Genomic DNA, 15,329 nt, shown 5'->3' on the forward strand with positions numbered 1-15,329 from the left:
TCAGAATCGCAGCGGATCCTGCACCCCGGGCAGGAAATTGTCGTCGACCGCCGGTGGCGGCGTTCCCGGCAGCGGCCGGTCGAAATCGAGGGGCTGGCCCTGGCTGGCAGCTGCCGGCGGACGCGGCGCCGGCTCCGGCGCCTGGCGAGGCCGCTCCTCGGCGGCCTGGCGCTCGCGCCGCGCCGCCGCAGCGGACTCCGCCTCGCGCTGCCGGGCAGCTTCCGCCGCTGCCGCGCGCTGACGTTCGGCTTCCGCCGCTGCCGCGGCTTCCGCTTCACGCCGTTCCGCCGCGGCCGCCTCGGCGGCGCGGCGTTCGGCTTCCGCGGCCGCTTCGGCGCGCCGGCGCTCGGCTTCCTCGGCCACCAGCCGGCGCTCCTCGGTGATGCGGGCCGCCTCGGCTTCCTGCCAGCGATAGAACCGCGCCTCGCGGCGCAGGCGCAGCCGCTCCTGCAGGCTCTCCTGCATCGCCTCGACGCGGGCCTGCTCGCGCTCCAGCGCCCGCACCGAAAGATAGTTGGTCAGCGCCGCGACATCGCGCGACAGGGTCGGCGCCGCCAGCGGGCCCTCGAGCGTGTAGGCCACCGCCGGCTCGGCGCCGGCCACCCGATCGTCGCCGGGATCGATCAGCAGCGAGAAATCGCCGGCCGCCGTCATCGCGGCGAGGTCGACACTGCCCGCCAGGGTCAGGGTCGCATCGTCCCGGCGCAGCGTGACCGGCGCAAAACGCACCGTTCCGGCAGCCACCGAAAACTCGGTCGCGAGTTCCTCCACGCCGAAACGTTGGTCGGCGGAAAGCGCCGCGAGCGCTTCGGCCGTGTCCGCCTCAGGTGCGAAGCCCTCGGCGTCTGCCGCCGCGAGCAACGGCGGCAGCACGGTCTCGGGAATGCCCGGCAGCACGATGTCGCGGACGGTGACCCGCCCTGCCCCGGTAAGGCCGGCGACCATCGCCGCGTAGGATTGCCCGGCGCCCTCGATCCGGACTTCGCCGCCGAGGCGCCCGGCGCCCTCCCCGGCGACGAGGGCGGGCCAGAGCGCCCCGATCTCGAGATCGTCCGACCGTGCCTCCAGCGACAGCCCGCCGATGCCGGCGGCATTGCGCAGTTCGAGCCGGCCCGAAAGGTTCCCCCCCAGGCCCGCGCCGCGCGCCGCCTCGAAGGCGAGCCTGTCGCCTGATCCCGAGACGGTGGCGGAGAAATCCTTCAGCAGCGGCCCGCCGAGGTCGAGAAAATCGCTCTGCAGCGAGACCTCGAACGGAATTTCCGGCAGGCGCGGGGGCCCGAAGGCCGCGTCCGGCCAGCCGGTGCCGGCGCCACCTTCGTCGATCGCGCGTCCGTAGACCAGCTCCGCCAGCCATGGCAGCGACAGGCTGCCGACCCTTACGGTGCCGGTGAAGGCCTCGCCCGCCGCCTTGACCAGATCGGCGCCGACATCGGTGTCGCCGATGGCCCCTGAAATGGCGTTCAGCGCCCAGTCGCCCTCCCCGTAGACGACGCTGCCGCTGACATCGACGGGGATGGCGGCAAGGCCCTGGGCGAGATCGATGCCGGTGGTCAGCATCCATGGCGAGGCGTCCTCGCTGTCGAGATACACCGAGGCCTCGACGCCCTCGACGCCGGACGGGGTCACCTCGACGACGCCGTCGAAGCTCGCCTCGCTGCCCGGCGCGCGTAGCGTCGCAGTTGTCACCACCGGTCCGGTCGCCGCTGCCGAGAGCGACAGTTCGGCCTCCAGCGGCGCCGGCGCGCCGACGTCGATCGCCTCGATGCCGAGTTGCTCCAGCAAAACGGCCGGCCGGTCGTTCTCGAGCCGCAGGTCGAGCCCGAAGCGCCCGCTCTCGCGCCGCGCGTAGAGCCCGTTCTCGACCGCCGACGTCAGGTCGATCTTGGTGCCGTCGGCGGTTCCGTCGAGGCGCACGTGCAGCGTGGGCCGCCCGGCGCCATCGGCCTCGATGGTGCGCACCTCCCCGGCCAGGCGCAGCGGTGCGAGCCGGTCGGCCCGATGGCCGAGCGCCTCGAGCAGCGGCACGCCCGGAAACCGCGTCTGCAAGAGCGCGATGAAGCGGTCCGGCGCGTCGGACTCCAGCGACACCGCCAGTTCGCCCGCCGCCGCGCCGGAGAGATCGGTCAGGCGGCCGGCGGCGGTGAGCGACGCCCCCGCGAGCCCCGTCACCTCCAGCGTGTCGATGGCGAGCGTCTCGCCGTCATAGACGACGTCGGCCTCGATCCGATCGGCAGCGGTGCCCGCGTAGCTCACCGGCCCGGCCCGGAGCGACACGTCGAACCGGTCGGCGGTGGCGAGCGAATCGGCGCTGCCGGTGAGCAGCCGCGACAGGGCCTGCAGGGCGTCGAGATCCACCGCCTTGCCGGCGAGGTCGGCCACGATCGTCGTCGTCTCGCCGTCCTTGGTGCGCTCCAGGCGCCCGGCCAGCTGGTCGCCGCCGATGTCGATCTCCAGATCCTCGAAGACCTGCCTCTCGCTCGTGAGTTCGGCGCTGGCGGACAGGCCGGCGCGGCCGAGCGTGCGGATCGCCGGGTCGACCGCGCCGCTCAGCCAGTCGGAGAAGCCCGACGGCTGCTGCGAGGCGAGGAGCAGGTTGCCGCGGAAGCTGAAGGCCTCGTCGAGACCGACGATGCCGTCCGCCTCGAGCCGCGTTCGGCCGGGCAGTTCGGCGGTGAAGCGCGGCAGCGCCCAACCGTTGCCCGTCGGGCTGGCGGCGAAGGCGACATCGCGGATCGTCGTGTCGCCGGCCACCACCACCGGCAGGGTAATCTCGACTGTCCCGGCCATGCCCGGCCTGGGAATCTCGGCGAGCACCTGGCGCATCGCCTCCACGCGCTGGGCAAGATCGAGCGGCGCTGCGTCCGGCGCCGCCGGATCGGCCCCGCCGGCCACCTGGTCGACATCGACCTGCTCGCCCTCCAGCGACAGCGAGAATCGCGGCACGCCGGCAAAGTTCAGCCGGCCCTTGCCGGTCAGAAGATAGGGCTGCTCGCTGGCTCCCGCCTCCAGCCTGATGTCGGTGAACTCGGCGACCCGCGGCGACAACTCGATCGCGCCGGTCGCGCGCAAGGGCAGCGCCGCGACGGCCGCAGCCTCGGCTTGAGAGGTCTCCGCCGGGCGGAACGGATCGACCGAACCCTCGACCGGCGCCTGCGGCGGCTGCCAGGGCCGGACGAGCCGCGCCGTGCCGGCAAAGTGCGGCAGCCCGGCCTGCATGGTGGCAGCCCCGTCGAGCAGCAGCTGCGCCGCGAGCGAGGCGTTCGCGACCTCCACGTGCAGCGGCAGGCCGCCGTCCGCCTGCAGCGTCCCGGTGGAAACCGAGAAGGCGACCGTCTCGCCACCCGTCTCGAACGTGCCGCGTCCGGCGACGGGGCCGGCAAGGGAATCGGCCGACAGCGTCGCGTTCAGGTCGGAAAGCTCGTGCCGCCGGCCGGTCGAGCCCTGCTCGATCACCACCGTCCCGTCATTCACCGAGACGTTGTCGAGCACCACCGTCGCGCCGTTCGGGATCGCCGGCTTCACGACCACCAGGTCGACGCCGCCATCCGGGCGGATCGGCAGGCGCAGCTGCGGCCGATCGAGGGTCATGGCGTAGATGAAGATCTCGCCGGAGAGGTAGGGGGCGAGTTCTGCGTCCATCCGGAAGCGGTCGACCGTCAGCAGCGGCGCGCCGCCCTCGCCCATCACCTCGACATCCTCGAAGGTCACCGACGGGAAGGGCAGCAGTCGCGCCGACGCGGCGCCGCGCACCACCACGTCGCGGCCGAGGATCGACGACGCCTCGCGTTCGAAATGCGCGCGATAGGCCGTCCAGTCGATGAAGAACGGCGCCACCAGCGCCGCCACCAGCGCAAGCACCAGGAGACCGCCGAAGAAGACGAAGACTCTGACCAGGTTCCGGCTCCCTTCTTCTGCTGCGATGCCACGGAGGGCGGCCTACGAGGTGCCGGCGCCATCATCGCCGCCGCCGCTTGCCCCTTCCTGACCGTCCGGCGCGGCGGCCATGCTGCCTTGCAACCATGACCGCAATCGGCGCGTCCTGTCGAGGCCACCGCCCTGGTTAGCTCAGGGTAAGATCTTGCCGGGGTTGAGAATATCCTTCGGATCGAGGGCCAGCTTGATGGCCCGCATCACGTCCACCGCATCGCCGAGCTCGCCCCGCAGATAGCCGCGCTTGCCCTGGCCGACGCCGTGCTCGCCGGTGCAGGTGCCGTCCATGGCGACGGCGCGTTCCGCGAGCCGGGCCATGAACCCCTCCGCCGCCGCGATCTCGCGCGGATCGTCGACGTCGAGTAGCAGCGTCGTGTGGAAATTGCCGTCGCCGACATGGCCGACGATCGGCGCCAGCAGGCCGGAAGCCGCGATGTCCGCCTGCGTCTCGGCGATGCATTCGGCGAGCCGCGAGATCGGCACGCAGACGTCGGTGGCAATCGCCTTCGCCCCCGGCCGCAGACCCTGCGCCGCCCAGTAGAGGTCGTGCCGGGCCTTCCACAGCTTCGCCCGGTCCTCGGCCCGCTCGGCGCTGCGGAACGGCCCGCCGCCGTGCTCGTCGGCGATCGCGGCGAACAGCTCGGCCTGCTCGGCGACGCCGGCCGGCGAGCCGTGGAACTCCAGGAACAGCGACGGCCGCGCCTCGAGGTCGAGCTGCGCATAGGCGATCGTCGCTTGCATCGACTGAGTGTCGAGCAGTTCGATCCGCGCCACCGGCAGGCCGAGCTGGATGGTCTGGATCACCGCGTTGCAGGCGCTGTCGACGTCCGGAAACGGGCAGACGCCGGCGAGGATCGTCTCGGGAATGCCGTAGAGCTTCAGGTTGAGGCTGGTGATGATGCCGAGCGTGCCTTCCGAGCCGACCAGGAGCCGCGTCAGGTCGTAGCCGGCGGAGGTCTTCTTGGCGCGCCGTGCGGTGCGGATCACCCGGCCGTCGGCCATCACCGCCGTCAGCCCGATGACGTTGTCGCGCATCGTGCCGTAGCGCACCGCGTTGGTGCCCGAAGCCCGGGTCGCCGCCATGCCGCCGAGACTGGCATTGGCGCCGGGGTCGATCGGGAAGAACAGGCCGGTGTCGCGCAGATAGGCGTTCAGCGCCTCGCGCGTGACGCCCGGCTCGACGACGCAGTCGAGATCCTCGGGATGGACCGCGAGCACCCTGTCCATGCGCGACAGGTCGAGCGAGATGCCGCCCTGCGGCGCGTTGATGTGCCCCTCGAGCGACGAGCCGGTGCCGAAGGCGACGATCGGGGTCTCGTGGTCGCCGCAGATCCGGACGATCTCCTGCACCTCCGCCTCGGACTCGGCGAACACCACCGCGTCGGGCATCTGGTTCGGCAGGTAGGTGGTCGAATGCGCATGCGCCCGGCGCACGTCCTCGCCGGTCACCAGCCGCTCGCCGAACCGCTGCCGCAGGATGGCGACGGCGTTGCCGATGCCTTCCCGCCGCACCGGGCGTTCGGCCAGTATGTCCTGAAGCGCCATGATTCCTCCCTCGTCCCTGCTCCGCCGCATCGCCGCGCGGCGTCGGCGGCTTGCCGTGCGGCCCCGCCTCTGGCTTCTAGCCGTAGCCAAGCCACCCCGACAATGCGAGACCGCGATGACCGCCAGCCCCCCGGCCCCCTTCCGATCCGCCCTGATGGCCCTCGAGCCGGCATGGATCGACTATAACGGCCATCTCAACCTCGCCTACTACCACGTCCTTTTCGACCGCGGCATCGACGGCCTGTTCGACGCCGTCGGGCTGGGCGAGGCCTATCGGACGGCCCGCGGCATGACCACCTTCTCGGTGGAAACGCATGTCTGCTACCTGCGCGAGGTGCCGCCGGGCTCGCGCGTCTCGGTCACCTCGCAGATCGTCGGCCTCGACGCCAAGCGCCTGCACGTCTTCCAGGAGATGCTGCACGAGGACGGCTGGCGGGCTGCCACCCTCGAGAGCCTCAGCCTGTCCATCGACCAGAGCGGCGAGGCGCCGAAGGCGGCACCGTTTCCGCCCGACGTCCATGCGCGCATAGCAGCGATGGCGGCCGACCACGCGCTGCTGCCCCGGCCGGACCGCCTCGGCCGCCGGATTTCGATGGTGCGGGAGTAGCCGCGCCATTTCGACGTGGCGCTGCGGTCAGCGTCCGCGGTCGGCCTGGCGCGCGCCGGTCGCCGGGTCCGCCGGCGCCACTTCCTCCGGCTCCGGCCGCAGGGCCTCGTGGCCTAGTTCCCCGGCGGGCTTCGGGCGGGCGAACAGGTAACCCTGCACATGGGTGCAGCCGAGCGCCTGCAGGCAGGCATATTGCGCCTCGGTCTCGACGCCCTCGGCGGTGGTCTCCATGCCGAGGCTGGTTCCCAGGCTGATGATCAGCTGCACCACCGACAGGGCTTCCGGCCCGGAGGTCAGGTCGCGGACGAAGGACTGGTCGATCTTGATCGTGTCGAAGGGAAAGCTGCGCAGGTTGCTGAGCGAGGAGTAGCCGGTGCCGAAATCGTCCATGGCGATGCGCACGCCGAGATCCTTGAACTGGTGCAGCGTCGCCAGGGTCTGCTCGCTGGCCGCCAGCAGCACCGATTCGGTGATCTCCAGATGCAGCCGCTCGGGCGCGATGCCGGCGGCGGCCAGCGCCGAGATCACCATCCGCGCCAGGGCGCCGCTGCGGAACTGCACGGCGGAAAGGTTCACCGAGATGGTGAAGTGGGCCGGCCAGCGCGCCGCCTCCTTCAGGGCCTCGCGCATCACCCATTCGCCCAGAAGGTCGATCAGGCCGATATCCTCGGCGACGGGGATGAACGCGGCGGGCGAGACCCATCCGCGGTCCGGGTGGTGCCAGCGCATCAGCGCCTCGTAGCCGCAGACGCTGCGCGTCGCGGTGTCGAGCAGCGGCTGGTAGTGGACCGACATCTCGCCGCGCTGCAGCGCGCCGCGAAGGTCCGCCTCGAACGCCTTGCGCACCAGCAGGTGGGCGTCCATTTCCGGCTCGAACAGGCGCGCCCGCCCCTTGCCGTCCGCCTTGGCCTGGTACAGCGCCAGATCCGCCCGCTTCAGGATGTCCTCGGGGTGCGGCGCGTCCTCGGCATGTTCGGCGATCCCGATGCTGACGCCGATGTCGACCTGCTTGCCGTCGAAGGCATAGGGGCAGGACAGGAAGGCAATCAGCCGCCGGGCGAGTTCGAGGCTCGCCTCGGCGTCGCCGGCCGACTCGTCGAGCACCGCGAACTCGTCGCCGCCGAGCCGCGCCGCCATCCGCCCGGCCCCGGCGGCGGACCGCAGCCGCCGCGCGACGGCCCTCAGCAGCTCGTCGCCGGCATGGTGGCCGAGCGTGTCGTTGACGTCCTTGAAGCCGTCGAGGTCGAGCAGGAACACCGTCGTGCGCCTGCCGTCGTCCCGCGAGCGCGCCACCGCGAACTCCAGGCGCTCCTGGAACAGCGTGCGATTCGGCAGGTCGGTCAGCGGGTCGTGATGCGCCATGTGGGCGATCCGGGCCTCGGCACGGCGCCGCTCGCTGATGTCCTCGTAGGTGGCGAGCCAGCCCCCGTCGGGCAGCGCCTCGTGAGACACCGAAAAGGCCCTGCTATCCTGCAGTTCCTGGGTGAACAGCGCCCCGCGCTTCTGCTTCACCAGGCTGCGCTGGCGCGTGCTGATCTGCCGGAAGGCGCTGACCGGGCCTTCCGCACTGCTGCGCTCGATGATCTCCTCGACCGTCGCGCCCGCCAGCTCGTGCTCCGGCAGGCCGGTGAGCGCCGCAAAGCGCTCGTTGAAGACCGCGAGCCGACCCTTGCCGTCGAAGGTGCACAGCGCCTGGGACATGTTTTCCAGCGCCGCGTCGAAGCGCTGGTTCTGCGCCTGCAGGCTGCGCGTCGTCGCCTGCAGCCGGTCCGCGAGGTTCCTGAGGTGCTGCTGGGCGCGCGTCAGCAGCCGGTTGTGGTGGAGCAGCAGCACGATGAGCGCGATGCCGCAGAGGATCAGTCCGATGGCCAACGCCGTGAACAGCGTGTGCAGCCGCTGCAGCGCCGTCTGGTCCTCGCGGGCAAGCGAAGCGCCGTGCGTCGCTGCGGCAGCGGCCAGCGAGGTCAGCTGCGCATCGAGCGGCTCGAGGGCCGCCAGGGCCGCCAGGGCATCCGGGATGCTGATCGGCGGATTGGCCAGCAGGCTTTCAACCGTCCGCAGGGCCTGGCGCAGATTGTCGATGGTCGCGAGATGGGACCGGTCGCTCTCGATGAAATGGCGCAGGCTGCGCTCGTGGGGGACCGTCTCCGACTCGCTCTCGAACAGGCCGAGCCGGCTGAACATGATGTCGAGCCGGAGCTGGATCTCGTCGTGGCTGACGTTCCGGCCCGGCAGCGCGTAGGCCGCCAGCCGGTGTTCGAGCCGCATGAACTCCGAGACGCCCTGGCTGACGTTCCAGGCGGCGTTGTAGCGGGAGACGCCGTGCAGGGCATTCTGCCGCTCGACGATGACGTAGGAGAGGTAGAATGTCGCCGCGGCGAAGCAGCATACGGTGGCGGCCAGCAGCCATTTCAGCGTCTTGAGGGACATCGCCTGCCCGCCGGCCTATTCGACGACCAACTGCCGGAGCTGCCAGGCCGACCGACCGAAATAGGTCTGGTTCTGCAGTTCGGGGTCGCTGTCGTAGGGATAGACGATGAAGAGCGGGCCGTGGTCGCGCACCGTCATGTATTCGCCGTCCCACTTCAGCGCCAGGATGGTGCCGAAGCGGGCGAAGTCGCTGATCGGGATGCTGGTCACATAGTCGTTGAGGGCGATGGCGGTGACGGTCTCGCCGCGCGCGCCGACCGCCGTCATCAGCGCCTCGAGCGGCACGCCCTCGAAGGTGCTGATGCCTTCCCGCCAGGGCGTCCGCGTCTCGAAGCTGACCGTGCCCAGCGCCTCGAGCATGGCGCGGTCGAACTGCGCGGTGTCGCCGACATTGGTGGAGGCGATCTTGCCGGAAACGATCAGGATGGGCTCGCCGGCCGGCGCCGCGAGCGGGTCGGCCTGCGCAGTCGTGAGCATCGCGAGCACGCATGCCGCGGTCAGCGCCCGGAGCGGGCTCGTCTGCACAGGCGATCTCCCTGGATTGCCGAGCAAGGTCTCGTGCCTCCCGACGCTATAGCATTCCGCGGCTAAGAGCACGTGAACAGACGCTGCGGCATTTTCGGTATCCGGCAGTCCCGGCCCGCCGTCGTGGCGTCGCCTCTTGGGGGCAGCGGCCCCGGAGCAGGCTCACTCGGAGGCCGGCACCAGGACCCTGGCCGGCCCCTCCTTCTCGCCCGCCGCGCCCGCATGCCGTTCGGCGGCGGCGACGCGATGGCCGGCATTGTCCTCTTCCCTGCGCAGCGCCGTCTTCTCGATCTCTTCCCTGATCTTGGGGAAGGCCTTGAGGAAGCGCGCGAAATCCTCCGCCGCCAGCACCAGCACGTTGCAATAGGTGAGCGCCACGACGTCGGCGCCGCGCGGCCGGCCGGTCAGCAGCGCGATCTCCCCGAAGAATTCCCCCTGCCCGAGCGTCACCGCCTGGTCCTCGCGCCGCACCTCGACGACGCCCGAGGCGATGAAGAAGAGGCCCGTCGGCAGTTCGCCCCGCCGCGCCAGATAGCCGCCCGGCAGCACGATGCGTGGCTTCAGGCGCCGCGCCAGCCGCTTCACCTGCCTGTCGTCAAGGTGCCGGAAGATCTGCATCGACCGGATCATGTCGAACGTGTTCAGCTTCAGGTCGAGCGGCTTCTTCTCGCGCAGCGGACCCCGCACGAGCACGGCGCGGCGCAGATCCTGGTGGATCTCCAGCGCCAGGATGCCCTCCTCGAACAGGTCGTCGAAATGGCTGAGTTCCTGCTGTTCGCCGAGCTGCGACAGGAATTCCTCCTCCACCGCGGTGGCGTATTCGGGATATTGCAGCCGCAGCGCCTGCAGGCCGTTGTTCGCCGCCTCGTGCCGGCTGGAGACGATCTCCGTCAGGATCGCGCCGATGCGCCCGCCGAGCAGCGGGGTGATGCGTTGCGGGATGTACTCCAGCAGCTCGGTGGTCAGGAGGCTGAGCACCAGCAGCGTCTCGAACCGGCGGATCAGCCGCCGCGTGAGGAACTGGTCGATCGAGAATCGGATATGCAGCTCGTAGGCGATGCGGAAGCCGCGGCCGTATTCGAGGCTCTCGCGGGCCGCCCGGTTGTAGCCGACGCGCCCGTCGCTCCGGGCGCCTTCCACCAGCCGCTCGGCATGGCTCAGCATGGCGCCGACCGAATCCAGCGCGATCGTGCCGCGGCCGTGATGCTGCAGGATCAGCTCCTTCTCCCGCGTGGCGAGGGCGATGAGGCCGAGCGTCACCCGCTGCCGGTCGGTCAGCACCTCCTCGATGTCGAGCGTCGAGGCTTCCTCGATCCGGGTGCGGTAGGTGCCGATCACCGCCCCGCTCGCCGCCGCGTTGAGGCCGTAGCGCCGCGCCGTCTGCTCCAGCGTGTCCTTCACCTCGGCGAGGGTCAGCGCGAAGACCTGGTTGCGCACCGCGCTGTCGACGGGCGAAAGCCGGTCGAGCTTCAGCCAGTGGATGACCCGGTGCAGGGTCAGGCCGTTGACGAAGAGCGTGAACAGCACGAAGCCGGTCGCGGTGACCGCGATGAAGCGCTTGAGCTCGGGCTCGACGTAGCCGTTCTCGGTGACCACCAGCGCCAGCGCCAGGGTCACGGCGCCGCGAAGCCCGCCCCAGAAGATCGTCACGCTGTAGGGCAGGCTGACCGGCCGCGCCGCGCCGATGGCGCTCAGCGCCGGCAGCACGAGGAAGATCACCACGGCGCGGGCGGCGAGCGCCGCGGCGACGGCCGTCAGCACGATGAGCAGGTCCTGGAAGCGCACCTCCGACAGGATGCGCGGCACCAGGATGGCGGCCAGCAGGAAGACCAGCGAGCCGGCCCAGAAGCCGATCTGCTCCCACACGTCGCGCAGATAGCGCCAGTTGCTGGGCGCGATCCGCGCCGGCACCATCGCCGAGACCGCCAGCCCGGCGACCACCACCGCCACCACGCCCGAGACCCCGAAGAGCTGGTCGGAGAGGATGTAGATCGCATAGACCGCGCCGAGCGTCAGCGTGACCTCGGCCGAGCGGATGCCGCCGATCATCGGCAGCGCGAGGCTGAGCGCATAGCCGCCGACGAAGCCGGCCAGCGCGCCGCCGAGAAACGTCGTGCCGAAGCGCATGAGCGCGTCGGTGGCCTCCAGCGGCTGGTTCGAGACGATCACCGTCAAGAGCAGCGAGAACAGCGCGATGGCCGCCGCATCGTTGAGGAGGCTCTCGCCTTCCACCAGCCGGGTGAGCCGCGCCGGCGCCCCGAGTTCGCGAAAGATCGCCACGACCGCGGCGGGGTCCGTGGTCGCGACGATCGAGCCGAGCAGCAGCGCACCCAGCAGCGGCACGCCAAACAGGGCGCTGAGGCTGAAGCCGATCACCGCCGCCGCCAACACCACGGCGAGCACCGCCAGCACCAGGATCGGCACGGCGTCGTCCACCACCCGGCGCACGTCGATCATGATCGAGGCCTGGAACAGCAGCAGCGGCAGGAACACGTAGAGAAAGAGCGACGAGCGGACCGGCAGGTTCACGATCGGCGAGACGATGACGTTGAACGCGTCGGTCAGCGGCGTCGCCAAGAGGAACGCCGCCAGGAAGCCGAGCGCCACGCCGACCGCCGCGAGCAGGATGGTCGACGGGAGCTGGAAGCGCGCCGCCACCGGCTGCAGGGCGGCGACGATCAGCAGAAGGCCGGCAACTACGAGAATGATCGCCGCGACGTCGAACAAGCGGATGCCCTGGGTTGAGATGGTACCGGTGGCGCGACGGATCGCTGCGCTGGAGATTCGGAAGCACTCGACCATACCAGCAGGGCGGTTCCATGGCGCAACCGCCGCGCTGCAGCGCGAGCAGCGGAGCCCGCCTGCCGCAGGAGGGCAAGCGAGGCGATTCGACAACCGGTGAATCTTCCGTTAATCGCCCGCCACTCTTCGCAACGCATGAGGATCGCGTGAGCAGATCGAGGGCGCAAGCGCCGGCCCGGCTGGGGCTTCTGATCGACCGGTACTACTGGCTGCATGAATGCCGGCGGCAGACGGCCCGGCGCGACGGCCAGGTTCTGGCGGTCACGCTGGCGGGGACCGTGCTGTACCTGGGGGGGCCATGGCTCGGGCTCGACGCGGCGAACCTCCTTTGGTTCGAGCTCGTGCTGCTCGGCTGCGCCGCGGCCTACGTGTTGGCGACCCTCGACCGGCGCCTGCGCACGCTCGACTGCGCGGCGCGGGCGGAACGCGAGCTCGAGGAAGCCGGATACGCGGTGGCCGCCGGCGTGGTGCACGACCGCCGCGGCCGTGCCGTCGAGCGGCCGGCCGGCCTTGCCCTCGCCTTCGAGACGCCCGTTCCCCGCGCCGCCATGCCGTCTCGCGGCACCGGCGTCTGAAGCACCGTCGGCCGGCTCAGGGCGGGCCCGCGACTCTGACCTATCGACGATCGGCGACCGACCGCGGCGCGGCTATACCGCGGCGACGGCGAGGCGCCCCGCCGGGTTCGCCACCGCGCTTCCCACCATCCGGTGCCGCAGCCCGAACTCGATCAGCACCTGGGGCAACTCGTTGGCGGGCCGCGGCTTGCTGAAATGGAAGCCCTGCATCTCGGAGCAGCCTTCCAGGATCAGCGCGTCGCGCTGCTCGCGCGTCTCGACGCCCTCCGCCAGCACCGCCATGCCCAGCGCCCGGCTGAGGCCGATCACCGCCCGGATGATGGCGCGGCTTTCCTTCGCCTCGATGGTGCGCACGAAGGACTGGTCGATCTTGATCTTGTCGAACGGGAAGCGGTTAAGGTAGCCGAGCGAGGAATAGCCGGTGCCGAAATCGTCCATCGAGATGCCGATGCCGCGGTCGCGGAAGCCGTTCAGCGTCGCGATCACCGACTCGGTATCCTGGAGCAGCAGCGATTCCGTCACCTCCAGCTGCAGGCGCTGCGGGGCGAGCCCGGACGCCGCAAGCGCCCGCTCGACGTCGTCGGCGAGCCCCGGCTTCTTGAACTGCACCGGCGAGAGGTTCACCGAGACGACCAGGTCCTCGGGCCAGCCCGCCGCCTGCGCACAGGCCGTCTCCAGCGCCCAGGCGCCCATCGCGTGGATCAGGCCGCAATCCTCGGCGACCGGGATGAACTCCGCCGGCGAGACGAAGCCCCGCACCGGATGCCGCCAGCGCATCAGCGCCTCGAAGCCCGATATGCGCTGGCGGGCGACATCGACGAAGGGCTGGTAGAACAGCTCGAGTTCGCCGCGTTCCAGCGCCACCCGCAGGTCGATCTCCATCGTCCGGCGCGCCTGCCGCTCGGTGTCCATCGCTCGCTCGAAGAAGCGCCAGGTGCTGCGTCCCTCCGCCTTGGCGCGATACAGGGCGATGTCGGCGTTCTTGATCAGCACGTCGACATTGCGTTCCGGGCCGGCTTCGCTGCGGAAACCCGGCAGCACGATGCCGATGCTGACGCCGACGACCATCTCGTGGCCGTCGATGACGAAGGGCCGGCTGAGCACCTCGATGATCTGCCGCGCGAGGGTCGCCGCGGCGACCTCCGGATGGGTGGCGATCTGCACGATGACGAACTCGTCGCCGCCGAAGCGCGCCAGCAGGTCGTCCTTGCCGACGCAAAGGCGCAGCCGCTCGGCGGCGGCCTTGAGGAGCTTGTCGCCGGTCGGATGGCCGAGCGTGTCGTTGACCGTCTTGAACCCGTCGAGGTCGAGCGAGAGGACGGCGACGCGGCGGGCGCCGCGCGGCTTTCGCACCACCGATTCCAGCCGTTCGCGGAACCGCACTCGGTTGGGCAGGCCGGTGAGCGCGTCGTGGGTCGCCATGTGGCTGAGCTTGAGCTGGGCGTGATGCCGGTCGGTGACGTCCTCGAAGGTGGCGACCCAGCCGCCGCGCTCGATCGGCTGGTGGGAGATAGCGATCATCCGCCCGTCGGGCAGCTCCTGGTTGTAGGATGCCTGGGTCTGCGACGCGAGGACATGGCTGAGCTCGGGATCGATCAGCACGTCCTTCGCCTCGACGCCCAGCTGGATGCCGCCGAACATCTGGGCGAAGCGACGGTTGAAGACGACCAGTCGCTGCTGGTCGTCGAACATGCAGAGCCCCTGCGACATGTTGTTGAGGGCGGCGTCGAAGCGGGCGTGCTGCTGCTGCATGCGATCGTTGTAGCTGTCGGCCTGCGCCGCCATCAGGTCGCGGATGCGCTGCATCTTCTCGGAGATGCTCTCCTGCATGGTGGCGAGCGCCGTCAGCAGCCGCGCCGTCTCGCTGACGCCCTGCGGTCGGATCTCGTTGTCCAGCCGGCCTGCGGCGATGGCGCGGGCAACGGTGACGGCCTGGTTCAGCGGCGGGACGATGGCCCGCGTCAGCATCAGCGAGATCGCCAGGGCGATGGCGATCGCCCCCGCCATGGCGAAGCCGGCATTGTCCAGCGACCGTTCGATGCGATCACGCACCTCGCGGCGGAAGCGGAAGCCGTCGCCGGCGAAGATCTCGACCGCGACGTCGAGTTCGGCGTCGATGGCGCGGAGCTCGGCCAGCACCTGCGAAGGCAGCGTGGTGGCGGGGGCCGTCGCCAGCGCGATCAGCCGCCGATGGATGTCGCTCGTCTGCTTCTTGCCCGCCGCGGAAATCGCCCGTTCGGACGCGACCTGGAGATCCTGCAGGATCGCCGCGAGTGGCTGGGCCTGCACGAGCGGGCTGAGGGCGGTGCCGTCGGGGACGGACTCGCCCATGGCGAAGGCGCGATACGCCGCCTCCTGCTTCAGCAGCCGGTTCTGCGCCGAGCGCAGGTAGCTCATCGAGACCAGCGCCTCGTCGTAGATGCGCTCGGCCAGCGTTCCCACGTCGCGTTGCGATTTCAGCGCGTAGGCGCCGAGCCCGAGCGTGAGCAGGGTCAGGCACAGGCAGCCGAGGAGCAGCTTCAGCTTGATCGGCATGGACGGCCCGGGGCACGAGGATGCGGGAGGAAGGCGGCGGTCAGGTCACTCAACGACGTCCACCCGAACGCTCATCAGCGGATGGATGCCACACAGCACCTCGTAGGACCCGGGACGGTCGAAGGTCACGTCGATGGCCTCGCCCTGAAACTGCTCGTTGGAGTCGAAGCTGAACTGCCGCGACTCGACATAGACCTGGTGCAGGAACGGATCGTCGTTGCTGAAGCGCACCATCTCGCCCGTCCGGACGGTCAGCTCCCGCCGGTCGAACTGGCGATCATGCTGGCGCACCCGCAGGGGATCGGTCGCCAGGGCGGCAACCGTCGTCGCGCAGAAGCCGACGCATCCGGCGGCAAGAACGACCTTCATCATGGCGCTCC

Annotated in this window: 9 protein-coding genes; 2 read left to right on the top strand and 7 right to left on the bottom strand. The window is 70.6% G+C overall.

Features of this window, described 5'->3' with window-relative positions; all coding sequences use genetic code 11:
* Positions 1-3,921 (bottom strand): AsmA-like C-terminal region-containing protein, encoded by a 3,921-nt coding sequence (locus LXB15_RS12195; protein ID WP_370640227.1) that lies wholly within the window; start codon positions 3,919-3,921, stop codon positions 1-3.
* A gap of 144 nt (positions 3,922-4,065) precedes the next feature.
* Positions 4,066-5,475, bottom strand: coding sequence for an FAD-binding oxidoreductase (locus LXB15_RS12200; protein WP_233948713.1), 1,410 nt, complete (start codon positions 5,473-5,475; stop codon positions 4,066-4,068).
* Positions 5,476-5,590: 115 nt separating this feature from the next.
* On the opposite strand from LXB15_RS12200, the gene LXB15_RS12205 reads away from it, so the two are divergent.
* Positions 5,591-6,082, top strand: a complete 492-nt coding sequence (locus tag LXB15_RS12205) for a thioesterase family protein (RefSeq protein WP_233948714.1) — start codon at positions 5,591-5,593, stop codon at positions 6,080-6,082.
* Positions 6,083-6,109: 27 nt separating this feature from the next.
* On the opposite strand, the gene LXB15_RS12210 is transcribed toward LXB15_RS12205, so the two are convergent.
* The 3 genes from LXB15_RS12210 to LXB15_RS12220 all read right to left on the bottom strand — a co-directional run bounded on the left by LXB15_RS12210 (position 6,110) and on the right by LXB15_RS12220 (position 11,764).
* Complete coding sequence (locus LXB15_RS12210; RefSeq protein ID WP_233948715.1) at positions 6,110-8,512, bottom strand: bifunctional diguanylate cyclase/phosphodiesterase; 2,403 nt, start codon at positions 8,510-8,512, stop codon at positions 6,110-6,112.
* 15 nt (positions 8,513-8,527) lie between these two features.
* Positions 8,528-8,989 (bottom strand): molybdopterin-dependent oxidoreductase, encoded by a 462-nt coding sequence (locus LXB15_RS12215; protein ID WP_233953151.1) that lies wholly within the window; start codon positions 8,987-8,989, stop codon positions 8,528-8,530.
* A gap of 210 nt (positions 8,990-9,199) precedes the next feature.
* Positions 9,200-11,764 carry a cation:proton antiporter gene (locus tag LXB15_RS12220; RefSeq protein WP_233948716.1) on the bottom strand — a complete coding sequence of 855 codons (2,565 nt, stop codon included), beginning with the start codon at positions 11,762-11,764 and terminating at the stop codon, positions 9,200-9,202.
* Between the two features lie 221 nt (positions 11,765-11,985).
* Here LXB15_RS12220 and LXB15_RS12225 point away from each other — a divergent pair, with 221 nt between their 5' ends.
* The gene (locus LXB15_RS12225; RefSeq protein WP_233948717.1) at positions 11,986-12,414 is read left to right on the top strand and encodes a hypothetical protein; all 429 of its coding nucleotides are present in this window, start codon (positions 11,986-11,988) and stop codon (positions 12,412-12,414) included.
* Between the two features lie 72 nt (positions 12,415-12,486).
* Here LXB15_RS12225 and LXB15_RS12230 read toward each other — a convergent pair whose 3' ends face one another.
* Positions 12,487-14,949: a bifunctional diguanylate cyclase/phosphodiesterase gene (locus LXB15_RS12230; protein WP_233948718.1), complete on the bottom strand. Its 2,463-nt coding sequence runs from the start codon at positions 14,947-14,949 to the stop codon at positions 12,487-12,489.
* A 45-nt stretch (positions 14,950-14,994) separates the two neighbouring features.
* Positions 14,995-15,321, bottom strand: a complete 327-nt coding sequence (locus LXB15_RS12235) for a plastocyanin/azurin family copper-binding protein (protein WP_233948719.1) — start codon at positions 15,319-15,321, stop codon at positions 14,995-14,997.
* Positions 15,322-15,329: the final 8 nt, after the last annotated feature.

It is taken from the genome of Aurantimonas sp. HBX-1 (assembly GCF_021391535.1).
GTDB lineage: Bacteria > Pseudomonadota > Alphaproteobacteria > Rhizobiales > Rhizobiaceae > Aurantimonas.